Below are 25234 nucleotides of genomic sequence, written 5' to 3'. Positions count from 1 at the left end.
TAGAGGAATATAAAAATGAACAATGCACTATTTCAACCCATAAAACTTGGTAAGCTTTCACTAAAAAATCGCATCGTCATGCCTCCGATGACACGTTCGCGAGCGAGCCAACCTGGCAATGTGGCCAATGATATTATGGCGGAATATTATGCTCAGCGAGCATCAGCAGGTCTTATCATTGCAGAAGGTACTCAAATTTCAGCAATGGGACAGGGCTACGCTTGGACTCCCGGTATATATACGCCAGAACAGATCTTAGGTTGGAAGAAAACAACGGATGCAGTGCATGGAAAGGGTGGGAGCATTTTTGCTCAGCTTTGGCATGTTGGTCGAGTGACACACCCTGATAATATTGGTGGAGAACAGCCTATCTCATCTTCCGCTCTTAAAGCTGAAAACGTTAAAGTGTTTGTCGATAACGGCACGGGAGAGCCGGGTTTCGTTGATGTCGTGGAGCCACGAGAAATGACGAAAGACGACATTCAACACGTTGTTCGTGAGTATCGCCAAGCGGCCTTAAATGCAATTGAAGCGGGGTTTGATGGTATTGAATTACACGCAGCTAATGGTTATTTAATAAATCAGTTTATTGATTCTGAAGCCAATAACCGTACAGATGAATACGGTGGTTCTATCGAAAACCGATTGCGTTTTCTTGGTGATGTTGTGAGTGCAATGGTCGACGCTATTGGTGCTGACCGTGTCGGTGTTAGACTCGCACCGTTTACTTCACTAAATGGCACAGTGGATGCGACACCGGTAGAAACGTATACGGCAGCAGCGGCATTACTTAATACGTTAAACGTTGTTTACATTCACATCGCTGAAGTAGATTGGGATGATGCACCAGAAACACCAAAAGAATTTAAACCAGCTGTCCGCGAAGCTTATGACGGGGTTTTGATCTACGCTGGTCGTTATAATGATGAAAAAGGTGCCCAAGCGATTGTAGATGGAGTGAGCGATATGATCGGTTTTGGCCGTCCATTTGTCGCTAACCCTGATCTGCCAAATCGTATTAAAAATGGTTACCCATTAGCACAGCACAACCCCAATACCTTGTTTGGCGGTGCTGAAGAAGGTCTGACCGACTACTCAGATTACAGCCAAGCTTAAGGTTTGCTGTAATGGGTTGTTGAAATCTTCCATACTATAGATTTGTATTTCAACGCTATTATCGCTCAAAGTGAAAACACCCGTAGCAAGGGTGTTTTCTTCGTCTGGGTCATCGGGTTCGGTTCTGAAAATAGGTAGAGCGTCTGCTTCTATGTCTTGCAGTATTTCAAAGCATTTCTTTTCATCAATTGAACCAGAAAGTTGTTGAGTTAATACTTCCATTCTGTTCTGTCTACACTGTGACGATTCAGTAATGTTTTGTTTAATATTTTCGAGTTCGGTATGAACTAAATGATTGGCATGAACAGATATAGGATTGGCTTTGTTCACAGATACCGATTGAAAAGGAGCTTCAACACTTAATGGTTGTTGAGTTTGCGTATCAGCAACCGTGTAATGGAATCCACCGGAACGCTGGTGCTTTTTAAGTAAATCAACAAATTCAGAGCTGTTTGTTGTTTCGAGTAACGCTCGAGAGACCACCATCCTAGGTAAGCCGCTACCCTGTTCAGACAAGCGAATATTATTTACCGTATAGACTAAACCATGGCTATTTGCGCATATAGTATGGCCAGGAATCGACCCAGGATAAGCGAAAGAAAATATACGTATATCGTTGTCTAGCCTAGCGTCCAACAAAAAACAGTGGCCGCGCAGATTTGGATCGCCATCTTCATTGTGGGCAATAATAGATCTATCGGTTTTTCGCACCGCTATCGACGTGCAACCTTCGGGGCCTGTTGGGAGTAAATCACCTCGACAGTTCCAGAGCAAAATATCTTTATAATCTTGTTCACATCCATCTGCTAACCCTTGTAACTCATTATATATTCTTGGAAAGTGTTGTTGAATTTGTTTGTCGATAGAGTTTAACCAATCACTTTCTCGCCACGGAAGCAGCTTGGTAAAGTGGTGGCTGCTGATGATATAGCGAGAAAAAACTGTTTTAGCTTGCTTTCCTAGTACATAGCCGAGCTGATAAGGCTTTCCTTCAAAGGTGATAATTCGCATACGCTTCTCTTCGTTGAAATTTTCACTAATTCTACTCCATTGAATTGTAAAAAAATAGAGAAAGTAGCAAAAGAACTTTGAAGTCTATGAGCAATAAGAATAATCTTGAAATCTGCTAATAACTGGACGACGAAAAATCATGCTAAAAGCAAGTGAACTCCCTTCGATAAAGGCGTTAAGAACATTTATCGCGGTAGCCAATAATATGAGTTTTTCGAAAGCGGCGATAGAACTGTCTGTTACACAAGGTGCTGTAAGTAAACAGATATCTAGTTTGGAGCAACAGTTAGGACAACCTCTTTTTCAGCGCCATATGAACGGTATTGAGTTGTCTAATGCGGGGAAACGTTATCTACCTCTGGTTGCTGAAGCGTTGGAAATAATTCAACATGCTACAGCAAGCTTGATACAAACTGATCAGGTAGAAGAAGTCCTCACTATTAACGTTACGCCATCATTTGCTAGCCTATGGTTAATACCAAAAATCGAATCTTTTAATCAGCAGAATGAAAACATTCGGCTCAGAATAAAAACGGGTGATGGGCTGATTAAAAAGATGGATGCAGATACCGAAATGATGATTCGTTGCTTGCCTATATCGAAGCACTACGAGAATGCCACACTGTTACAAAAAGAAAACTTAGTCCTAGTGGCTTCTCCTAAGCTATTAAGCGATGAAGGTATACATTCGATAGAAGATATGCAACGCCTGACTTTATTACCTCATGTGACACGACCACATTTATGGGAACAGTTTAAAAGACAACAAAACCTCTCTTTTTCTGTTAAATATCATAACGTGGCATTTGAGCATTTCTATATGTCACTAGAAGCAGTTAGAGAATCTGTTGGGGTAGCATTACTTCCTGATTTTATGGTGAGGTCATTAATAGAAAAAGGGCAATTAGTTAATCCGTTTGGTTTTTCTATGCAAACGAGTTACGGATACTATGTGCACGTGCCAAGTTATAAGCTTTCTTCGAGAAAAATATATGCATTCAATCAGTGGCTTAAGGTAAATTTGGGAATTTAGTCTGTTGAAAAAAATGCCTAACAGAGATGTTAGGCATTTTTCATTAGTCTATTTTTGAAGTGTTAACTATTAAAGAAGACCGGCTTCTTTATAGTATTTTACTGCGCCAGGGTGAAGAGGTGCAGAAAGACCGTCTTTGATCATTTCTTCTTTTTTCAGGTTTGCGAACGCTGGGTGAAGTTTCTTAAATGTATCGAAGTTTTCGAATACAGATTTCACTATTGCGTAAACAACTTCATCAGGAACAGATGTTGAAGAAACAAACGTTGCACCAACACCAAATGTCATAACATCAGCATCGTTACCTTTATACATGCCACCTGGTACAGTTGCAGTACGATAGAAGCTGTTATCCGCTAGAAGCGCATCAACTTTTTCGCCATTTACAGAAACGATTGTGCTGTCACAAGAAGTTGTCGCTTCTTTGATTGCACCACTTGGATGACCTACAACGTATACCATTGCATCAATTTTATTGTCACAAAGTGCTTTAGATTGCTCAGAAGCTTTTAGCTCAGAAGCCAATTTAAAGTCGTCTGCTGTCCAGCCGTATCTTTCCATCAGTACTTCCATTGTACCGCGTTGACCTGAACCTGGGTTACCGATGTTAACTCGTTTGCCTTTTAGGTCTTCAAAAGAATTGATTCCTGCATCAGCACGAGCGACAACAGTGAACGGTTCAGGGTGGATAGAGAATACTGCGCGAAGTTCTTTGAATGGACCCGCGTCTGCAAACTTGCTTGTACCGTTGTAAGCGTGATACTGCCAGTCAGATTGAGCAATACCAAGGTCAAGCTCACCAGCTCGGATAGTATTAACGTTATAGATTGAGCCGCCAGTACTTTCTACAGAACAACGAATACCGTGTTCTTTCTTAGATTTATTTACGAGGCGACAAATTGCACCACCGGTTGGGTAGTACACCCCAGTTACGCCACCAGTACCAATTGTAACGAATTGATCTGCAGCGCTAGCAGCAAATGCAGCACCAAAAAGCACTGTTGTAGTTGTAGCTGTTAATAGGGTCTTTAATCGAGACATATTAATTCCTTTTATGTGTATTAATTTATCCATCTAACTAAGTTAACAAGTCGCCAAAACGGCGACTAATTTGTTAACGCTTTGCGATAACTGAGCGCATTATGCCTGTTTATTCCAAGCAAATCTGTTAGCTCCTTAATGTTATCAACTTGTTGGGCATTATTTTTTGCGATAAGTCCAAGATTATTAAGATGATTATTTTCGAATCCTACTCGGACATCAGCGCCTAGAATCATAGCATTAATTAAACACTTTTGCTCCTGTATGCCAAAAGCACATACAGACCACCGATGTTTGTTATCTAATAGTTCGTCAGTGAGAAACGGTATTAAATCCCTTGGTGATGATTGTAAGGTTTTATGGTATCGCCCTAACACCAATAACACATGGTGATTTTTATTAGGCAGCACACAGCTTTTAATCAACGAAAAATAACGTGCGACATCTTCTACACTATAAAGGATATATTGTGCAATCATGCCGGTATCGGCTACCCAGTGGAAAAAACGTTCAGCTTCTGCTAAATAGCTGTCATCTGGAATAAGTTCTTTTAAGCCAAATGATGCGGCTTCAGGTTGAGTATGTTTAATTAGCTCCATCTGTTGCGCGGGTGTATACATTCCAATCGCTTCGGTCGTTAACTGAACGATAATGCTGTCACCTACTGCTTCGGTAACTCCATTCATTACCTTGATGTTATCGTCAATGGCTAATGAGTGCTTGCCGTCGCTATCTCTTGCATGTAAATGAACCATGGCGGCACCAGCGTCTCGGCAGGCAACTACATCAGCAACTATCTGATCTACAGTAACGGGAAGAGCAGGGTGATCATGCTGAGTTTTTCTCGCACCGTTAGGGGCAACGATAATGGCAATTTTATTTTTATCGGCTTCAATCATTAACTTCTATTTCCCGAGTTAGCTCCATGCGGATGCGGCTTCTAATATCGATCTTTTAAGTTTATCGACTAGTTCATCAAGTTGCGATTCTTCGATAATAAACGGTGGGGCGATTAATATATGGTGGCCGTTTATCCCGTCAATGGTACCGGCCATTGGATAACACATTAATCCATTTTTCATCGCGGTCTGCTTGATTATTTTGTGAGCTTGGCTGGAAACAGGTAATGGTTTTTTTCATTCTTGTTAGCAACTAACTCGATAGCTAAAAAAAGGCCTCTACCGCGGATATCGCCTACGTAAGGTAAGGGCAACAGAGCTTGTTCTAGTTTTTCCCTTAGCTGGCTCCCTAAATTGGACACTTTGTCTAATAGTTGATCATTTATGATGGTTTTAATTGTCGCTAAGGCTGCAGCACACGCCATGGGGTGCCCCATAAAAGTATGACCATGCTGAAAAAAACCACTGCCATTGGCGATGGTGTCATAGATATCATCACTTGCGACAACCGCGCCAATAGGTTGATATCCCGCTCCCAACCCTTTTGCCATAGTGACAAGATCAGGAATGATTTGGTCTTGTTCAAACGCGAAGAAGGTACCAGTACGTCCTATCCCGCACATCACTTCATCTAATATCAATAATACGTCATATTTGTCGCAAATTTGCCGTACTCGTTTGAAGTAACCGCTCGTTGCAGGGACGGCTCCAGAAGTCGCGCCTACAACTGGTTCGGCGACAAAGGCCATTATGTTCTCTGCACCAATTTCCAAAATTTTGCTTTCAAGCTCATTGGCAACCCGCAGTGAATAATCTTGCTCTGTTTCGTTAGATGCCTGATCACGATACGCGTAGCATGGGTTTATATGATGAACGTCATTAAGAAGAGGTCTAAATGGTTCGCGTCTCCACTCGTTGCCTCCTACTGACAGTGCTCCTAATGTATTGCCATGGTAACTTTGACGTCGTGCGATAAATTGATTTTTACTTGTTTGGCCTTTTTCTACAAAATACTGACGAGCCATTTTAAGTGCTGATTCTACGGCTTCAGAGCCACCGCTAACAAAGTAAATATGATTAAGTGGTTCGGGCGCAATATCGCAAATCACGCGAGCTAATTCTTCACAAACCTCACTAGTGAAAAAACCAGTATGAGCATAAGGAATGGCATCGAGTTGGCTCTTCATTGCGGCTTTGACGGCTTGGTGATTGTGACCCAGATTTGACACGGCGGCCCCACCGCAGCCATCTAAATATTGTTTGCCTTCCGTATCGTAAAGATATATGCCATCACCGTTAGAGATGGATGGAAGTTTTCCGTGACAGTGCCTATGGAATACATTGCTCATTCCGCTTTCCTTGTGATTTGTCCTTTGATGTCTCTTCGGTTAGTTTGCCGAAAATTTAGCGGTATTCAATTGAATTAAAGTTATCCGGCATGAGTGAATGGAATGGGTTAATGAAAAAAGATGATGGTCTGGATTTTTGTCAGGAATAACGGTTATTTAAGTGAGTTAGTTATCAATTCTTACAATTGTTCTCAAAGACTGGGGCTATGTCAACGTGTCAGATTAATTTATTAAACTATAATAAAAATAACTACATAGGGATTTAGTCATAAGAAGTGGTAATGGAACCGATAAATGATAAGAAATTGCTAAGGTTTATAAGGATACTACCTGTCCTTATCATCAGTTTAGCGACTTTGATGATTATTGGAATCATGTTTCATGATAATCGAGTTGAATCTGAAGAGAATTTACAGTCTCTTCGGTCGGATGTTCTCGCCCAACAAAAAATTAGGATTCAACAAGAAGTCGATAGTGTTTATCAGCAACTTACTTATGAAAAACAGCAGACAGAAAAAGCTCTAAAAATTCAAATCAAACAGCGAGTTTATGAAGCCTATGACATTGCTCAGGCTATCTATCGAGAAAATCCGGGTAAATCAGACGCTGAAATATCGAAGCAAATTACAACCGCTTTAAGGGATATCCGTTTTAATGATGGAAGAGGGTATTTTTTTATATATAAGATGGATGGCACCAATGTTTTGCTGCCGCACTTACCACATATGGAAGGAAGTGACCGTTGGGAAATGTTAGATAGTCGCAGTGCTCCTATTATTCAAGACCTTGCTGCCATCGTTAATGATAGTAATGAAGGGTACCATCGCTGGTGGTTTTATAAGCCGCAAGACTTAATAAATGACCACGATAAAATTGGTTTTGTGAAGAAATTTGAGCCTTTAAACTGGTTCATTGGTACTGGCGAATATGTTGTTGATTTCGAAAAAGATGTTCAAAAACGTTTGTTGGCTTGGATATCTGAAATTAGGTATGGAAATAGTGGCTATATATTTGTAATCGAATCTGATGGCAACATCATCGCCCATCAAGACAAAAATCTTAGAGGTTTTCAAGGCATAGACCTTAAAGATGAAAACAATAAATATTACATTAAAGAGATGTTAGACATTGCTCAATTAGGGGGCGGATTCGCTCGCTATAATTCGATTTTTAAACCACCAAATGTTGAGCGTGCCGACAAGATGAGTTACGTACGTTGGTTTGATAAGTGGCAATGGACCATAGGCACTGGGTTTTATATTTCCGAATTTGATGCGTATTTCGCAGAAAAAGAGCAGGTTATTTTAAAACAAAACAGAGAAGAGTTGATTAAGTTAGTTCTATTTAGTTTTCTTCTGGCTTCTGTGATGTCTTTTTTCGCGGCATTTTTAAGTGGCAAAGTCTCTTCCCGGTTTAGAAACTTTCAGGCAAAAATTAATCACGATTTTACCGAGCTCAATAAAACCAAAGACAAGATGCAACACTTAGCCTTGTATGATTCGTTGACAGATTTACCGAATCGAATTCAGTTTAATCACACGGTAAAACAACAAATAATTGAGTCGGACGATAAAGGATCGTCACTGGCCATTATTTTGATTGGCCTAGATGGTTTTAAAAAGATAAATGACCAATATGGCCATGCCACAGGAGACAAGCTACTCGCCATTTTAAGTCGGAAATTTGAGTTGATACTGGATAAGGAAGATACGGTGTCACGTTTTGGCGGAGATGAGTTTATTTTCTGTTTGCCTAACGTTGGAACGAGATCAGAGATTGAAGAGCGAGTCTCGTTAATACAAGAGATTTTTCTTGACAGAATACCCGTAGAACAAAAGAAATTTCACATTAGTGCCACGATAGGCGTTGCGACATATCCATATGATGCGGTTTCAGCAGAGGAATTAATTACTAATGCTGACATAGCATTATATAAGGCGAAAAGTAATGGCAACGGAACGGTAGTGTATTTTGATTCGACACTAGCAGCTAAGCTCGAGTACGACTTTTTGATGGAAGAGCAATTGCGAGGTGCACTCAAAAGAAATGAAATTAGTGTCGTTTATCAACCTCAAATTTCAATTGGTTCGGAAAAAGTCGTTGGCGTTGAAGCACTCTGTCGTTGGAAGAATGCAAAGCTTGGGCAAGTATCGCCGGAAGAGTTTATTTCAGTAGCGGAAGATATTGACGTCATTCACGATATTGGTCAGTTTGTTTTGAAAACAGCTTGCGCCGATGTTCTTTCTTATTCTCCGAATGGAGATAACGCAATAAAGTTGTCGGTTAATATCTCACCGTCACAGTTAAAACTGCTTAGTTTCGCTGACGACTTTTATAGTACGGTAATTGATTCTTCAATAGACATTGAACGTATCACGATTGAAATCACCGAAAATGTTTTACTTGAAGATCAGGAGTCTGCATTACCTATCTTGCAAGAGTTAAGGGATTTAGGCTTTGGTATATCGTTAGATGATTTTGGTACGGGTTTTTCTTCGTTAAGCTACCTAAATAATTTACCCGTAACAGAAATTAAGGTTGATCGAACATTTGTCGATAAAATGTTAGTGAGCGAACAAAGTGATTCGTTAATAAAAGCTATTTTGGCGATTGGTCATACCTGCGGCTTGGTTGTTGTGGCTGAAGGTGTTGAAGAAGCTGCTCAGTATCAAAGGTTGAAAGAGTACGATTGTACCTTGGTGCAAGGTTATTATTTTTATAAACCAATGGAGATACAAAAGCTGCTTTATGTTAGCAAGTAGAGAGTTTAATGCGATAAAAAGTTCATATGTTGAAGATTGTCTATAATTACTTAGAAACTTAGAAACTTAGAAACTTAGAAACTTAGAAACTTAGAATGGATTCATATGTCCCTACTTAACGACATAAAACTGCTTAGACTTATTCGATACGCCCCCGTGGTGTTAATTGTGATATTTGCACTAGGCATAAATTTTGTCGTTCTTAAAGATAATCGTGAAAAAGCCCAACAAAGTATTGATTCCCTCAGAGATGAAGTTGTTGATCGTCAAAAAGATAGTATTCGTCAACACGTTAACCTCGTAGTAAATGAAATCCTTTATCAGCAAACTCAGACCCGCAAAATTCTAAAAGAGCAAGCACAGCAAAGAGTTGAAGAGGCTCATGCTATTGCTATGAATATATACCAAACAAACCCGGATAGATCTCAGTCAGAAATTACAAGTTTAATTGCTGAAGCACTTAGGCCTATACGCTTTTTTGAAGGTAGGGGGTATTTTTTTATTTTTCAGATGGATGGCACAAATGTCATGCATGGTTTACGTCCGGAGATAGAAGGTAAATCTGCCTGGAATAGCCAAGATATTCGGGGCACGTATATTCTAAGAGAGCATATCCAATTAGTAGAGCAGAAAGGTGAAGCTTTTTATCAATGGTGGTATCCAAAACCAGGGGAAGATAAGAATAAAGAATTTGAGAAAGTGGGTTTTGGTAAACGATTTGAACCTTATAATTGGATGATAGGTACTGGTGAGTATCTCTCTGATGTCGAAAGTGATGTAAAGAAAAAAGTGTTGGATTGGATTAACGATTACGGTTATGACGAGCGAGGTTTTCTTTTTGTTTTGGACCGGAATGGAAAAATTCTATCACATAGGGATGATCGTTATGTTGGCCTTAATATAGCTGATATCAGTATGGGAGCTAGACTAGATTTAAATAGCATGACATATGAGTCGAAAAATGAAGGCGGCTTTCTTCAATTTGACATTCCGGTGAATTATGGAAGCAACCAAACGAAAGAAAAAGTCAGCTTCGTAAAGAGTATAAATAAATGGGAGTGGATCGTTGGTACGGGCTTTTATGCTGATGATTTTGAGGAATATTTAGTACAAAAACAGATTGTTTTAGAGGAGCAAAATCACCAGGAGTTCGTAAAAATCACTAGCCTTAGCGCAGTTCTGACAATGCTGGTTACGGCAATGTCGCTAATATTAAGTAATATGATAGCCAGTAGATTTGGTAAGTTTCAATCGCGGATAAGTAACGACTTCCACGAGTTAGAAAGCGCTAAAGATAGAATGCAATACATGGCCTTACATGATGCACTCACAGGGTTGCCTAATCGAGTATTGTTATTAGAAGATATTTCCCAAGGAATTGAACTAGCGAAGAAAAACAAAACTGAACTGGCGGTTGTTTTTGTTGATTTAGATGACTTTAAAAAGGTAAATGATCTTTACGGACATTCGTCTGGAGACAAATTATTAGAACTTATTAGCCGAAAATTCGAAACTATTTTAGGACCAATGGATACCGTTTCTCGCTTTGGAGGAGATGAATTTATTTTTTGTTTTCCTGAGTTAAGAAGCGCTGAACATGCTAGGGATATCATTAAATCGATTAGACAGGTGTTTGACGACCAGTTTGTTATCGATGGAAAAATTTTGGTCACCAATTGCAGTATTGGTGTCAGTATGTACCCCTCCGATAGTGATGATGCGGAATCTTTGATTCGGAAAGCAGATATTGTTTTGTATAAATCAAAGGCGATTCACAAAGGCGAAGTGATGTTTTTTAATCACACCATTAATGAACAAATTCAGTATGATTACATGGTGGAAGAGGAACTTCGTCGAGCCGTTTATAAAAATGAAATATCTGTACTTTATCAGCCTCAAATTGATGTTAAGAATGAAAAGCTTGTCAGTGTCGAAGCACTAGCTCGTTGGAGCAATGAAAGGCTTGGTATGGTTCCAACGGTAAAATTTATTGCCGTCGCGGAACGTATTGGTGTAATCGACGAAATTGGCCATTTTGTGTTTCGTCGTGCTTGCGAAGATATACTTACTATTTCGCCAAATGGTACTGAATGCATTGATGTTTCGATTAATATTTCGCCCATACAGTTGATGGCTCAAGATTTTGTTGGGGAGATACTGGCGATTGTTGATGAGGTAGGTATCTCTGTCAACAGAATTACTTTAGAGATCACCGAAAATGTTCTTATCGATGATGTGGATAAAGTTACTCCCATTTTGCATCATTTACGTAATTTGGGTTTTGGTATCTCTTTGGATGACTTCGGAACGGGATACTCTTCCCTCAGTTATTTAAATAACCTTCCAATTACCGAGATAAAAATTGACCGCTGCTTTGTAGATAAAATTTTGGTAAGTGACCAGAGCAGTACGCTAATCAAAGCGATTATCGCGATAGGTGCTTCTTGTGACTTACAGGTTGTCGCTGAAGGGGTCGAAACCAAAGAGCAGCATGTAAGGTTGGTCTCATACGGTTGTAACTTGGTTCAGGGTTACTACTTTGATCGTCCTTTACCAATTGATAAGCTCGCTTCGAGGGAAGTAGGGCAAGTAAGTGCCTAGTAGTAATTAAGCACTCTACGAGTTTTGATTGTGCGAGCTAAAAATACTTAACCATCGGGCCAGCTTTATTACCATCAATAAAGTTGAATCCCAGTTCTTGATAGTAATGAATTAGTTTTGGGATCTTGAATAGTTTGATTAATAGGCCTTTTTTATTCCGTTGCTTTGCTTCCTTTTCCATAATTTGAATCAGTAAAGAGGCAAGTCCCTTGCTTCTCTCGTTTGGCGCAACCCAAAGCATTCCGAAATAAAGGGTGTCTGAGTCGGGGGAAGGTGTACGAAAACAAACCCCTCCAATGAACTTATCTAGCCGTTTAATGACTAAAAAGTGATTATCTTCATCAGACAGGTTTTGGATAAAGTGGTCGTGGGATTCAAAACGTAAATATGGTTTACCAATAAATTCTTCATACTCAGAGAATGCGTTATTAATAGCCATACGCAAACCGAATATATCCGTGTCGGACATCTGACTTATGTCCAACTTAAAGATGCTCTGTTTCATTTTTACCTACCCACTTCATTGTACATGTAAGGTTTAGCTTGGCTGTTTAGTGTTAAAACTCTCTTTGTAAATGATAGACCATATGCTCAGCACCATCTCTACAGGGTAAGGTATCAGGATAAGGTAACTCACATAGCTTATGAATAAACGTTGCAAGCTTGTTGTCTTCTAAGTCACTCAACTCAATCTCCATAAAAGGAACTCGCTCCTTTAAAAAGGCGTTTAAGTATGGCGTTTCGGGCCAGTCAGGGCGCGTTAGGCTTAGAACTCTCACCTTTTTATGTTTTGCCAAAGTGGCAATCTCACAGTAACTGCCATATCCCGGTTTGGTGATAACCACATCGCTGGCGGCCAGTAATTGCAAAAAAGAGAGTGATAAGTCAGCGAAATGACGCAAATCGGTACGCTGTACAGAAACCTTTTGATCTACCAACCACTGCCAACCATCTATTTCTGGTAATTGAGACAACTTAATCGGCATCGGAAACCCACCAAGGGCAAATAAGATATTTCTTTTAATATCGAGCTTGTTGGCTGTTAACAAGTTTAATGGAGTCTCCTCTGGTTGACTGGCAATACTGGCAATATTGATTTCATCGTGATTGATATCAGGCACATTAGGCATTGGCTTAAAGATATAGTCCACGTTTAAATAGACATCGTTCATCTTTTGGTGCACCAGCTTACTCTGTGGGCTCTGCTCATCCAGACAATAAGCTTGATAAATTTGAGCCCAATTGAAAGGAGCAACTGAAGCCGTTTTGAGGCCAAGTGATTTTGCAGCTGCCAGTGATATAGGAGAAATGTTACTAATTAAGAGATCCGGTTTGATAACGGCAAGACAACGCCTTTCAGACTCAACACAATTGTCCCAATCCTTAAGTAGCTGCAAGTAGTTGTTGCTGCTTTCTTCTACATCAACCTTGATTGGTGAATGCATAAGCATGCCAAAATCATGGCCAATCGAGATGTGTTCATACTTTCCCTGAATACGACTTTTTAGATAGCTGGCAGGCAATTTACTTAACACTGTTATTTTGCAATTTGGAAATATCTTAATGACTTGATTTATCACCGAGCAAGAAATAGCACCATGGCCAAAACCATGAGAAGTAATGGAAAAACAGATATGCATAGTAATTGTCAGTTCAGAATAAAAGCCTTTTATAACAGACTAAATGCCGATCGGTTAGTGCTAAATACTTCGTCATTCCCGTGAAAACGGGAATCTTGGCTGTACTAGATCCCCATTTTCATGGGGATGACGTCGGTTTTCGTCTGGATTACAGGATTAAATGACCTTAACCGAACAGCATTATTTATAACAGACTAGGGTTGTAGGGGTAAAATTAAAGGTGAATGGAGCTAGACCTTGGTTTATAACCTTCATTTTTGGCTTTCCCATGTCATCTCGCGGTTAGGCTTTTTTAGGCTGAAGATGACAAATAGAAAACATAAAATGGCGCTTGAGATAAGACCTGAAATACCAGTATATAGGAAAATAATCAGACAGAAAATGCTAGCCAATCCCGCAGCGATCCGAGACTTTCCGTTTAATAAACGTAGGCCTGTAATACTAGCGGCGAGGTAGATCAGGACAAACATTGCATTTGCGATGCTTAGGAGTCTTTCAAAGGAGAATCCAAAGTTGTCGCGCAGGATAAGAACGAAAGCAATGCTTGTTGAGACTAGTAGCAGAGAGACGACGGCTGTTCCAGTTGAATTTTTTTCCGAAGTAAGTGCTGCTCTCCTTGGTCTTCGAATAGGCTATAAAGCATACGTACGAAACTCATTAAGTATAGATTTACTGCGGAAAAACAGCCAAGAAATCCGAGTAGCGCGACTAATTTGTGGCCCAACGCTCCTAGGGCTATTTCCGCAATATAGGTTATAGAATTGAGATTGCTTGATTCGTCACCATAAGCATGGTGCACCATGACGGCATAACTTACACAGATATAAAGGGCGGCTGCGGCAGAGACACCAATAGCGACAGCTTTGGGGAAATCTTTTTGCGGGTTTTTAAATTCATTAGCGACATGACAAATGGCTTCGATACCTACAAACGACCAGAACATAATCGCGATTGATGCACCAAGCTTGGAGATTGAAAAAGGAACCTCGTCAACCGTATTGATTGGTGTATTGGTTTGATCAAGGCTCAATAGCGTCACTAAAAGAATTGTAATAATTAGCCCCCAAGATATGAGACTCTGAAAACGGGCGGAGGTTTTTAAGCGAGCAAAATTAATGCCGATAACGAGCAGCAGCATTATAAGCTCTAGCAGTAATAGGGGTATTTCTGGCCGGCCGATAAGCTGGTTGAAATAGCTAGCACCAGTGATAAATACGACCGGGGGGCCAATCGGGGCGATGGCAAGGTACAACCAAGCGATGGATTTGGATGCTGTCTTACCGAAGGCATGGCCAACGTAATGTGCCGTGCCACCCTCATGTGGATATTGTCGACCGAGACCGGTAAAGGTGACAACAATGGGAATCATAACTAAGATGATTAAGAACCATCCAAGCAAAGAATAGAGCCCAGCTTCGGTTGCAGCGAGAGCAGGCACGATTAATATACTCGATCCTAGTAGTGCTGAAAGGAGCAAGTTTGCCCCTTGAAATACACTGAGTTGCGCGTTAGCCATGCTTCTATCCTAGTCTGTTATATGGTTAGAGCTTAACAATAGCTTGTTTGCAAATCGAGGAATATCAATAAAAACAATCACAACCAACGAGAGTGCCGACTTTTAGTTAAAAAAAGCACTGAGATGTTCAGTGCTTTGAGTTGGAAGATTTAATAGCGCGCTTTAATTGTTAATCGGACTTTTTACGCTTTTTGAACTGATTGCCACTAAATCGGGTTAAGCCAGGGTTACTCTTACCTTGTGACCCTTTATCACCACGCTTTTGGCCATATGACGTTTTATTGCCATTGGTATTGTTCTTACCTTTTCGGTGGTTATTGTTTTTCTCACCGCGAGTCGCATGCGGCACAAGGCATTCTGGACCGCTACCAATGAGCTTCTTGGCTAAGCCCATTTTAGTGAGTGCTTCTCGAATAAGCTCCCAGTTATTCTGATCATGGTAACGTAAGATAGCTTTGTGTAAGCGTCGTTTTATCGTTCCTTTAGGTACCGGAACGGTTTCATTTTCTTTACGAATTTTATTTAAGGAATCTATCTCGGTATGGTAGATAGTCGTTGCATTTGCCAAAGGAGAAGGATAGAAATTTTGTACTTGGTCTAGCTTGAAATTATTCTGCTTTAACCACAATGCTAAGTTAACCATATCCATGTCCGTTGTACCGGGGTGAGCAGATATGAAATATGGAATTAAATACTGTTTCTTGCCAGCAAGTTTAGAATAATGCTCAAACATCTGCTTGAAGTCGTTGTATGACCCCATTCCAGGCTTCATCATTTTAGCGAGTGGCGCTTCCTCAGTATGTTCGGGCGCAATTTTCAAATAACCGCCTACATGGTGAGTCGCCAGTTCTTTTACATATTCTGGGTCTTTGATTGCTAGATCGTAGCGTACACCAGAAGCGATGAGTATTTTTTTAATACCTTTTACTTTACGTGCTCTACGGTACAAATCGATGGTTGGCTTGTGGTTTGTATCCATATGCCCACAGATAGTCGGCCAAACACAACTTGGACGACGACATGTCGCTTCTGCTTTTGCGCTTTTACAACGCAGCTGATACATGTTGGCTGTAGGGCCACCTAAATCTGAAATGACACCCGTAAATCCAGGTACTTTGTCGCGTATATCTTCGATCTCATCAATGATTGATTGCTCAGAACGCGACTGAATTATTCTTCCTTCATGTTCTGTTATGCTACAAAATGAACAGCCGCCAAAGCACCCTCTCATGATATTGATTGATGTCTTTATCATGTCGTAAGCAGGGATTTTTGCATTACCATAGCTTGGATGAGGCACACGGGCATAGGGTAGTGCGAAAACACCATCCATTTCTTTTTCAGATAATGGTAGAGCTGGTGGGTTTAACCAGATCATTCGATTTCCGTGGGTTTGAACCAATGCACGAGCACTTGCTGGGTTCACTTCTTGGTGAAATATTCGAGATGCATGGGCATACAGTGTCTTGTTATTACTTACTTGCTCATAGGATGGAAGCTTAACGTAAGTCATTTCCCATGGCTTAATCTTATTTTCCCAAGACTTATTTTGGTACTGACTGATTTTTATTGGCACGGCTTCTTTCGTAACGTCAGCCGAATTAATACTTGGAGATTTGGTGACAATGGTCGCTCCAGAAGGAGTGACTTCATCAGCTTTATCACAATTTGACGGCGTCATATCTTGATATGGACTAGGAATAGGATCTATTTTTCCCGGTCTATCAATGCTACGAGAATCAATGCCACGCCAGCCAGGTAAAGCGGTTTTGACGGCAAATGCAGTACCACGAATATTGGTTATGTTCTTTACACTTTCACCCTTAGCTATACGATGAGCCACTTCTACCAATGGACGCTCAGCATTGCCGTAAATAAGAATGTCAGCTTTAGAGTCAAATAGAACGCTACGACGTACTTTATCAGACCAGTAATCATAGTGGGCAATACGGCGTAAACTAGCCTCAATACCGCCAATAACAACGGGAACTTCTTTAAAAGCTTCTTTGCACCGTTGAGTATAAACAGTGACGGCACGATCAGGGCGTTTTCCGCCTTCGTTGTTTGGAGTGTACGCATCGTCATGTCTCATACGTCGCTCTGCCGTATAGCGATTTATCATTGAATCCATGTTTCCAGCTGTTACGCCGAAAAATAGATTCGGTCGACCTAATGTCATAAAGTCGTCTTTTGAGTGCCAATCTGGTTGAGCAATAATACCCACTCTAAAGCCTTGTGCTTCAAGCATTCGGCCTATAATGGCCATGCCAAAAGAGGGGTGATCAACGTAGGCGTCACCAGTGACTAAAATGATATCGCAGCTATCCCAGCCTAAATCATCCATTTCTTTTTGTGACATAGGGAAAAATGGTGCAGTGCCGTAGCATTCAGCCCAGTATTTGGGATATTCGAACAGCTCTGTTTTTGGTAATGGGATCATGAAATGACGTAACCTTCATTTGAGAATGCGATGGTTTATAGTTAACCGAAAAATAGTCGGCGGATTATAGCAGAATTTAACGTATTTGGTTGGCTGAATATCGAACGATTTAACACGTTCTTTTACGTATATAATTAACCAGCTGCCAGTTACAGTGATCTTTTTATGTAGCCTTGCGCTGTATGTTTTTTAACCACTAATTTTGCTGGCAGGCATTATATCAGAACGCCCGTTCTAGGCTAGGAGTTTTATATTTCTATGTTATTATCCGCGGCTCTGAAAAATAGATGAATAAATCATGATTGAACCAATACTGTTACTTTTGGCACCAATGTTGTTAGGTACGCAACTTGTTCTTACTCTGGTCCTTACTAAAGGTGAAATATGCCCTGGGCAAAGAGGCCGAGTACATAAACTGTTACCCGCCATTGGTGTGCTTTGGCTTGCTATAGCGAGCACTAATATGTTTGCATTTATCGTCGCAGCCCCAGTGTTCTATTTCTTTTCAAAGGTACAAACGAAGAAGACGCGCGATAAAGGGCCGATTTGGATGCTCTATATTGCTGATGGATTCGCATTGGCCTATGTCGTTAACCAATTGTTTATATTCCCGTCTATTCCTGCGCTAGTTAGTTGGTTAATCAATGTGAGTTTGTTGGGGGCTATTTTTTCCAATCTTTTGTTGTTGATCGCACGCTCACGCTTAGATGCGTTCCATAAAATATTACCTATTACAGGCATTGTTAGCGGAATAGCATTGGCTATTTTAGTGGCCTTGCAAGTTATTGGATTGAATGAAAATGCACTATTTAGCCTCCAAACAGAAGTATTGCTGGGTTTGGCTCTTTTGATCGTGGGTTTGTTGATTTGGCCTCTGCATATGATGACTCGTCAATCTATCAATAAGATCCAGTTATCAATGACGTTAATGGTACTGTTGCTCTCTAGTGCTAGCCTTTATCCACTACTGTTACTTTCGTAGTGTGGAAGCAAAATTTGCGGCTTTAGTATCATTCCATTTTTAGCGTAAAAGTAAGATTCTGTGTGAGTTGTTGTAAAATATTGACTAATCAGACTAAGCTTAGTTTTAGGCAACACATAAACGGAGTAGGGCAATGGATTTAAGCAATGTTAATCATTTAGACAGCAATATTCTTTTAGGAATTGTTAACGAAAAGCTTAGGTTAGAGTGTGACAGTTTTGAAGACTTAGTCACTATGTATGAAATGGATGTTGAAAGCCTCATTGGTAAATTAGATGTCCTAGGTTATCAATATGATCCTCTTACTAATCAGTTTAAATCTTACGAAAGATAGTGGCTCTTTATCTAAATAGAAATGGGATAAACATCAGTTTGTCCCATTTTTGTTTAAGGCATTTTAATGCCTTGTAGGTGGCTTTTACATTGTAACCTTGCGGTATTAAAAAAGCTTGGAGATAGGCTCGATCATGTTCAGATTGACGAGTGGCAGCAAAGAGTCTACGCCATAGGCCTTTGCCCAAAGGCTTACTCGTAATGAGTCCTTGCCTAGAGAACTCGTGAATGGCCCAGTTTGGTATCGCGGCCACTCCAAGACCCGCTGACACCATCTGGATAAGCATTAAAGTATTATCTGACTGTTTCCATTTAAGTGGTTCAATCCCCGCAGGGGCCATAAAATGCTTATATACATCCAAGCGAGTTTTATGCACAGGGTAGGTGATTACGGTTTGGTCGAGAAAATCTTCAGGTTGTATGGAATCTTTGTCTGCCAACGGATGATGAGTAGATGTGACTAAACACATCTCAAAATCAAATAATGGTTCGTAATGAACATCGGATCTTGGCAGTATGTCTGAGGTTATGACGAGGTCAAGTTCGCCAGATAATAAGGCCGGAATCGGCTCAAAATCAAAGCCGGAAATAAAGTCTAATCCTACGTTCGGCCAGCTTAATTGATACTCTCTCAATGCAGGCATTAACCACTGAAAACATGAGTGACAGTCAATCGCCATATGTAAACGTCCATTGACATCTTCTTTTAGGTTGGCGATTTTACCTTCTGCAATGGCGATTTTATGAAGAATTTCATCAGCGAGTTTCAATAAAATATTGCCCTCTGATGTGAACTTTACCGGTCGTGTTTTTCGAAGAAATAACTGCCCACCGAGCCTAAGTTCAAGATCTTTAATCTGATGAGAGAGTGCGGATTGAGTAAGGTGCAGGGAACTAGCGGTTGCGGTGAGAGATCCTGTGTCCCGCAACGATACGAGAGTGCGTAAATGCTTGAGTTCTATCATGAGTTCTCTTCATATGATGTGGGCTATCATTAAATGAGCTCATAAATTAACCTAACCAATTCTATTTGTAAACGTCTAGACGTCTAATCGGTTCGATTTTATTTGTCCTAAATTTATTTCACATGCCTCAATCTCTTCGCGGCATGTGAAATAGGGAGTCCTATTTTTAGGTTGATACCTATTTTGAAATTCCGAATTTAGTCTTATTTCCAATCGCTTAGCTTGAAAGTTAATGTGTGACTTTCGTTAGTAAGTGTCATGCTTTCATTTGTAAGCGATATTTCATTCCAGTCAGATAGTGACTTAGAGAATGTCATTTCCGTTCCCATTACGTCGTTATGGCACATTTTCATTGTCATGCCCATTTGTTGAATGCGGAACCTATTGTTGTCTAATTCGCCTTGGCCAAAGAAATTATTACAGCCAGCGTTTCCGTTTGCTGTCATTTTCTCACCAATTTCAAGACGAGGGGCTTGCATGTTATCTGGAGTTTCAATAGCTTCACCATCAATTTGAATAAGCTCCCAATTATGATGTTGCAGATCTTGAGGCGTGATGGTTTTTGCCATGGCGTTTTCGTTTCCGGTACTTTGGCAGGCTGCAAGCAAGATAGGTAAAGTTACAACAGCTATCAGTTTTTTCATGACGTACTCCAGTGTGAAAAATTTTAAATCCAACAAAGTATAAACCCAAAATTGAATATGGTGTCAGAGAACAGTAATGAAATTGTTTAGAATGTAAATTGTTATCAAGGCGTTATGGGACTAATATAGAATTAGTAATTGTAAATAAGACGTTTTCTCTTTTATGGAACAGTTAGAGTTTTTTACCGTACCGAGCCCCTGCGTTGGCGTTTGTTCAGTAGATGAAAAAGGCTACTGTAATGGTTGTATGCGTAAAAGAGAGGAGCGTTTTAATTGGCTAGAATTCACGCCAGCTCAACAATTGCATGTGATAAAACTGTGTAAGCAGAGATACCGAAGAAAAACACTTCAAGGTAAGAAGAAACCGCAGATAACTAAAGAACCAGTCAATCCCCAGCAAGATTTGTTTGGGGAAAACTAAAAGCCTCATTCATTTAAACTAATGAAAGAGGCCTTATCGTTAGAGGGTTATCTCAAGCAGTTTTAGCTTATTTAACCGCTGGTATCTGTTGAGTAATACAGTGTATGTTACCCCCTCCCAAAAGAATTTCGCGTGCGTTTACACCTGTAATTCTATATCCAGGATAAAGTTCGTTAAGAATAGCTTCTACTTCTGCGTCATGATCTTTGTCAAGAAGAGGGTATACGATCTGGTCGTTAGTAACCAAATAATTAGCATAGGAACCGGCTAGTCTTTCTCCTGGTACGCGCTCCATTCCATCTGACATGTCTACACCACTCGCTTCTTCTTCAGTGATAAAAAGTGGCCCCGGCATTGGTATTTTGTGAACTTTGATACTTCGACCTTTCGCGTCTTTTTGCGTCAGCAATGCGTCAAGTGCGCTTCTTGAAAGGTCGTATTGTGGGTCCATTTCGTCGTCACACCATGTCAGAATAACTTCGCCTGGACGAACTACGTGGATCAAGTTATCAACATGTCCGTTAGTTTCATCGTTATATAGACCTGAAGGGATCCAAATAACTTTATCTACAGATAGATGATCACAGAGAACTTCTTCAATTTCTTCTCTTGTTAGGTCAGGGTTTCTACTTTCGTGAAGTAAACACTCTTCTGTGGTGTACAACGTTCCTTCACCATCAACGTGGATGGAACCACCTTCAAGGACAATCTGCGCTTTGTAGCTGTGGTCGCCTAAAATTTCACACACTTTTTGAGCTACTGCGTCGTCATTGTGCCAAGGGTAATACAAGCCATCTACTAAGCCACCCCATGCGTTAAAGTACCAGTCTATACCGCGACGTTCACCTTCGTCATTAACAACATAAGACGGGCCAATATCTCGCATCCATGAGTCATCAGTACTCATTTCTACCAATCTGATCCCTTCAGGTAACTGGCCGCGCGCATTTTCAAACTGTTCAGAGCTAACGATCATTGTAACGGGTGTTGACTGTGATATGGCCTTTGCTACTTCGGTAAACGTCTTTTGTGCCGGTTTACCACCGTAGCGCCAGTTATCTGTACGTTCTGGCCAGGCCATCCAAACCGCTTCTTGAGGCTCATGTTCACCAGGCATTCTAAAGCCATCATTTCTTGGTTTTGAATCTAATCTTTTACTCATAATTATGTCTCCTACTAGATAGCTTATTATTAATGGTTTTCAGAAAGGTGTTGTGCAGTCTTCTGATTGATATCGTTAACTTTTTTTGCTACGGCTAGCTTAAGTAAGTATTCACCGATTGCGATAGTTAGAATGACGCCAAGAAGAACCGGTGCGCTGTATACCCAATCAACACTTAAGGTAATTAAGTCAGGGAAGATAAACAGAATGACCGCTTGAGCTATGACTAAGAAACAAATAATGCTTAGAGCCCATTGAACTCCCATACCACCAGGAACGCGAAAAGGACGTTCAGTATCTGCATCGCTTACACGAAGCTTTAGGTAAGAAGGGAACATGAATAAATAAGGAAGTAAGAACACACAGCTTGAAAATGCGAATACAGACCAGAATAGTTCGTCACTGCCTTGTGCAAAGACGGCGTAAGCTAAAATTACAACGGTGGATACGATGCCGGTGATATTATTTGCGCCAACAGGAGTATCGTGTTTTTCTGACATTTTTCCTACCACTTCTGGTAGTTCTCCTTCACTTGCTGCTTCTGCCGCTGCGCGGCTCGCACCCATTGTCCACGTTACCATGTTACCAACGAAGGTTAGCAGTGCCATGATGCCGATGGCGTATACCATGAACTGACCCATAGCGCTGTCACCAAATAACTTATGAAGCGTGTCGATGATACCTGCGACTAAACCGATGTCTTCTACAGGTAATGCCATGAGAATACCGACGGTACCAAAGACATATAAGAACGCGGTAATACCGGCAGCTAAGAAAATAGACTTCGGCATATCACGAACGTCTTTCATCTCTTTTGTCATTGTTGCGACAAGCTCGAAGCCCATTAGGTTGAATACAAGCGCAGGAAGGAAAGCGACACCAGTGTCTAGGCTTGGTAACATTGCGGAGAAAGAGAACTCGTTAGCAACACCATTTTTTGCCGCATAGAAAAAACCACCGAAACCGAGCACCGAGATAACGATGATCTTGAGAATAGCACCCGCACTGGTAACCCAAACACCAACATCGACAGAAACATTACAGACCCAGACTGTCAGCCAAGTTAATGCAATACAGATAGCTATTTGCCAAATTAATGATAAGTCAGGATAAAAAAGCTCAGCGAACATACCCGCAAACATAATGTATACAGCAGGCATCCATAAGCCAACATTGATCCAGTAAAACCAGGTTGTTCTAACTGCCCATTTATAACCAAAAGCCTTTTTGACCCAGTCATAAATACCGCCCTCTCCTGGGTAAGTTGTCCCCAATTCAGACGTTATTAATCCATAAGGAATAACGAAAATGACTAATGTGACTAACCACCAACCGATGGCGCTAACACCAATCGAGGCTGAAGCTGTCAATGTATCAACGACAATAACGGCACAAAGGCTAAATAGGGCGAGGCTTCCGACCCCCATTTTTCCACCAGAACTTTGAGTATCCATTTTATTTCTCCGTGTGATTTTCACGTGATTAAAATTTATTTAATTAGTGAGGTTTATTTATTTAATTACCCGGCAAATATAATGTTTTTGAGCGCTATTAATTGTTATTAGAATCACTTATCGGTGATGGTTATGTATTTAACAAGAAAGACGTGATGTCACCCATAAATAGTAGATGGGTAATTGTCTTACTCGATAAAATTGATTCTGATCAACTTTCAAGTCAGTGAAAAAGAGATAAATTGAATGCATCAAATAATAAATAACGTAAAAATTGGTGAGTGTGATGAACAATAAAAAACCTATTATAGTTGTTGCTGTTGGCGGCAATGCACTATTACAACGTGGCGAATTAATGAGTTGCGAAAATCAAGTTAAAAATATTGACATTGCTTCAGAGGCATTAGCGAAACTCAGTGAAAACTATCGGGTGGTTATCGTTCATGGTAATGGTCCACAAGTAGGTTTACTGGCTCTGCAAAATCTGGCTTACACCGATGTACCTCCGTACCCTTTGGATGTACTGGGTGCCGAAACACAAGGTATGATAGGTTATCTTATGGCTCAAGGGCTTAAGAAATATATGCCGAACGGACAAGTAAGTACCTTATTGACACAAATAGCTGTCGACAAATATGACCCTGCGTTTTCTGACCCAAGTAAATTTATCGGTCCGGTATATGACAAACAAGTCGCGCAAGAGAAAGCGGAGCAATTTGGTTGGAGCATAAAAGAAGATGGTGATTACTGGAGACGAGTGGTTCCTTCTCCTTACCCACAAAAAATTGTCGAAATTGATAGTATTCGCACCTTATTGGAGGCTGACCATACGGTAATATGTTGTGGTGGTGGAGGTTGTCCGATTATTGAAGACAATAATGGCGTGACGGGTGTTGAAGCGGTTATCGATAAAGATCTGTCTGCTGCGACGTTAGCTAAGCAATTAAATGCGGAACATTTCCTTATATTGACAGATGGTGATAATGTCTGCATCGACTGGGGTAAACCCACAGAAGTTGCACTCTATGATGTGACAGTAGAACAACTACAGCAATACACTTTTGCCGCCGGTTCAATGGCACCAAAAGTAGATGCTTGCTGTGAGTTTGCACAGGAAACAAAGGGTACAGGGCATATTGGTTCTTTACATAAAGCTTTTGAGATTATGAATGGGACTTCAGGCACACATATTCGTCTCTAAAGTGGGCGTCAAAAGGTTGATTTTAAATGAAGAAAGAGTCTACAGAACAAAGACTTGAACGAATACATGAAGCTGCTGTCACCTTAGCATCAAGGCGTAGTGTTGACTCGATATCAATATATGATGTGGCTAAAGAGGCGTCGATTGCCGCTTCCACTGTTTATCATCATTATCCAAATATTGAATCACTTATATGCGAATTGATGAAAGGGATATTTGACGATTTTATTCATGTATTGGAAGATTCGATCGTAGAAGACCAAATACATCATTGGTCTGATATTAACCGTATGATTGAACAAGGTTTTGTAGACTATTATCGAAAGTCTCCGCTAGCACAACATACTTTGTTGGGTCAGCATACTTATGCCTCGGTACGAACCGAAGATGCACGAAATGACCTATTGCTTGGACTAAAAGTAGAGCAAATTTATCGTCGATATTTTGTGCTGCCAGAGCTGCCAAAAGATGTGAATATCTTTGCTATAGCCCTGCAAGTTGCTGATAAGGTGTATTCACTAAATTTTCGGCAAATTGGTGAAATCGAACCAGAAATGGCGAGAGAAGCTCAGGTGATTACTGAGGCGTACATCGGTGCATATTTGCCTAAGATCTTACCTAAAGTCAATTAAGCAATACGGTTTAAAAAGAGCCAAGCATTTGA

General features: G+C 40.5%; 19 protein-coding genes and 2 pseudogenes. 9 read left to right on the top strand and 12 right to left on the bottom strand.

What is annotated here, in order from left to right; translation table 11 throughout:
- The first annotated feature begins 15 nt into the window (after positions 1-15).
- Positions 16-1116, top strand: a complete 1101-nt coding sequence (locus tag PGX00_RS10400) for an alkene reductase (RefSeq protein WP_272135927.1) — start codon at positions 16-18, stop codon at positions 1114-1116.
- Here the strand turns inward: PGX00_RS10400 and PGX00_RS10395 are convergent.
- Positions 1096-2127 (bottom strand): C45 family autoproteolytic acyltransferase/hydolase, encoded by a 1032-nt coding sequence (locus PGX00_RS10395; RefSeq protein ID WP_272135925.1) that lies wholly within the window; start codon positions 2125-2127, stop codon positions 1096-1098. The genes PGX00_RS10400 and PGX00_RS10395 overlap by 21 nt on opposite strands.
- 139 nt (positions 2128-2266) lie before the next feature.
- Between PGX00_RS10395 and PGX00_RS10390 the strand changes: the two genes are divergently transcribed.
- Complete coding sequence (locus PGX00_RS10390; protein WP_272135923.1) at positions 2267-3160, top strand: LysR substrate-binding domain-containing protein; 894 nt, start codon at positions 2267-2269, stop codon at positions 3158-3160.
- Between the two features lie 69 nt (positions 3161-3229).
- Here the strand turns inward: PGX00_RS10390 and PGX00_RS10385 are convergent, their stop codons facing one another.
- The 3 genes and pseudogenes from PGX00_RS10385 to PGX00_RS10375 all read right to left on the bottom strand — a co-directional run bounded on the left by PGX00_RS10385 (position 3230) and on the right by PGX00_RS10375 (position 6449).
- Positions 3230-4201 (bottom strand): TAXI family TRAP transporter solute-binding subunit, encoded by a 972-nt coding sequence (locus tag PGX00_RS10385; RefSeq protein WP_272135921.1) that lies wholly within the window; start codon positions 4199-4201, stop codon positions 3230-3232.
- 65 nt (positions 4202-4266) lie between these two features.
- Positions 4267-5100: a BKACE family enzyme gene (locus PGX00_RS10380; RefSeq protein WP_272135919.1), complete on the bottom strand. Its 834-nt coding sequence runs from the start codon at positions 5098-5100 to the stop codon at positions 4267-4269.
- An 18-nt stretch (positions 5101-5118) separates the two neighbouring features.
- A pseudogene (locus PGX00_RS10375) lies at positions 5119-6449 on the bottom strand (aspartate aminotransferase family protein).
- A 281-nt stretch (positions 6450-6730) separates the two neighbouring features.
- On the opposite strand from PGX00_RS10375, the gene PGX00_RS10370 reads away from it, so the two are divergent.
- Complete coding sequence (locus tag PGX00_RS10370) at positions 6731-9211, top strand: bifunctional diguanylate cyclase/phosphodiesterase (RefSeq protein ID WP_272135917.1); 2481 nt, start codon at positions 6731-6733, stop codon at positions 9209-9211.
- Positions 9212-9316: 105 nt separating this feature from the next.
- Positions 9317-11812 carry a bifunctional diguanylate cyclase/phosphodiesterase gene (locus PGX00_RS10365; RefSeq protein ID WP_272135914.1) on the top strand — a complete coding sequence of 832 codons (2496 nt, stop codon included), beginning with the start codon at positions 9317-9319 and terminating at the stop codon, positions 11810-11812.
- Positions 11813-11849: 37 nt separating this feature from the next.
- Here PGX00_RS10365 and PGX00_RS10360 read toward each other — a convergent pair whose 3' ends face one another.
- The 4 genes from PGX00_RS10360 to PGX00_RS10345 all read right to left on the bottom strand — a co-directional run bounded on the left by PGX00_RS10360 (position 11850) and on the right by PGX00_RS10345 (position 17408).
- Entirely contained in the window at positions 11850-12317 is a 468-nt protein-coding gene (locus tag PGX00_RS10360; RefSeq protein WP_272135912.1) for a GNAT family N-acetyltransferase, read from the bottom strand.
- A 52-nt stretch (positions 12318-12369) separates the two neighbouring features.
- The gene (locus PGX00_RS23100) at positions 12370-13452 is read right to left on the bottom strand and encodes a hypothetical protein (protein WP_272135910.1); all 1083 of its coding nucleotides are present in this window, start codon (positions 13450-13452) and stop codon (positions 12370-12372) included.
- Between the two features lie 553 nt (positions 13453-14005).
- The gene (locus PGX00_RS10350; RefSeq protein ID WP_272135908.1) at positions 14006-14968 is read right to left on the bottom strand and encodes an amino acid permease; all 963 of its coding nucleotides are present in this window, start codon (positions 14966-14968) and stop codon (positions 14006-14008) included.
- A 169-nt stretch (positions 14969-15137) separates the two neighbouring features.
- Entirely contained in the window at positions 15138-17408 is a 2271-nt protein-coding gene (locus tag PGX00_RS10345; protein WP_272135906.1) for a YgiQ family radical SAM protein, read from the bottom strand.
- A gap of 298 nt (positions 17409-17706) precedes the next feature.
- Between PGX00_RS10345 and PGX00_RS10340 the strand changes: the two genes are divergently transcribed.
- The gene (locus tag PGX00_RS10340; protein ID WP_272135904.1) at positions 17707-18390 is read left to right on the top strand and encodes a hypothetical protein; all 684 of its coding nucleotides are present in this window, start codon (positions 17707-17709) and stop codon (positions 18388-18390) included.
- Between the two features lie 133 nt (positions 18391-18523).
- Positions 18524-18724 (top strand): DUF4250 domain-containing protein, encoded by a 201-nt coding sequence (locus PGX00_RS10335; RefSeq protein ID WP_272135902.1) that lies wholly within the window; start codon positions 18524-18526, stop codon positions 18722-18724.
- A 53-nt stretch (positions 18725-18777) separates the two neighbouring features.
- Here PGX00_RS10335 and PGX00_RS10330 read toward each other — a convergent pair.
- Positions 18778-19688 (bottom strand): annotated as a pseudogene (locus tag PGX00_RS10330) (LysR substrate-binding domain-containing protein).
- 203 nt (positions 19689-19891) lie between these two features.
- On the bottom strand, positions 19892-20344 hold the full coding sequence (locus PGX00_RS10325; protein ID WP_272138029.1) for an META domain-containing protein: 453 nt from the start codon (positions 20342-20344) through the stop codon (positions 19892-19894).
- 151 nt (positions 20345-20495) lie between these two features.
- Between PGX00_RS10325 and PGX00_RS10320 the strand changes: the two genes are divergently transcribed.
- The gene (locus PGX00_RS10320; RefSeq protein WP_272135900.1) at positions 20496-20753 is read left to right on the top strand and encodes a DUF1289 domain-containing protein; all 258 of its coding nucleotides are present in this window, start codon (positions 20496-20498) and stop codon (positions 20751-20753) included.
- 67 nt (positions 20754-20820) lie between these two features.
- Here PGX00_RS10320 and aguA read toward each other — a convergent pair whose 3' ends face one another.
- Both aguA and PGX00_RS10310 read right to left on the bottom strand, forming a co-directional pair.
- Complete coding sequence (gene aguA, locus PGX00_RS10315; protein WP_272135897.1) at positions 20821-21915, bottom strand: agmatine deiminase; 1095 nt, start codon at positions 21913-21915, stop codon at positions 20821-20823.
- A gap of 29 nt (positions 21916-21944) precedes the next feature.
- Positions 21945-23369, bottom strand: coding sequence for an APC family permease (locus tag PGX00_RS10310; protein ID WP_272135895.1), 1425 nt, complete (start codon positions 23367-23369; stop codon positions 21945-21947).
- 286 nt (positions 23370-23655) lie between these two features.
- Between PGX00_RS10310 and arcC the strand changes: the two genes are divergently transcribed.
- Positions 23656-24570, top strand: a complete 915-nt coding sequence (gene arcC, locus PGX00_RS10305; RefSeq protein WP_272135893.1) for a carbamate kinase — start codon at positions 23656-23658, stop codon at positions 24568-24570.
- Between the two features lie 26 nt (positions 24571-24596).
- Positions 24597-25202, top strand: a complete 606-nt coding sequence (locus PGX00_RS10300) for a TetR/AcrR family transcriptional regulator (protein ID WP_272135891.1) — start codon at positions 24597-24599, stop codon at positions 25200-25202.
- Positions 25203-25234: the final 32 nt, after the last annotated feature.

This window comes from Vibrio algarum, from assembly GCF_028204155.1.
GTDB lineage: Bacteria > Pseudomonadota > Gammaproteobacteria > Enterobacterales > Vibrionaceae > Vibrio > Vibrio algarum.
The sequence above is the reverse complement of the archived record's forward strand: the minus strand, read 5'-3'. Positions and strand labels throughout refer to the sequence as shown.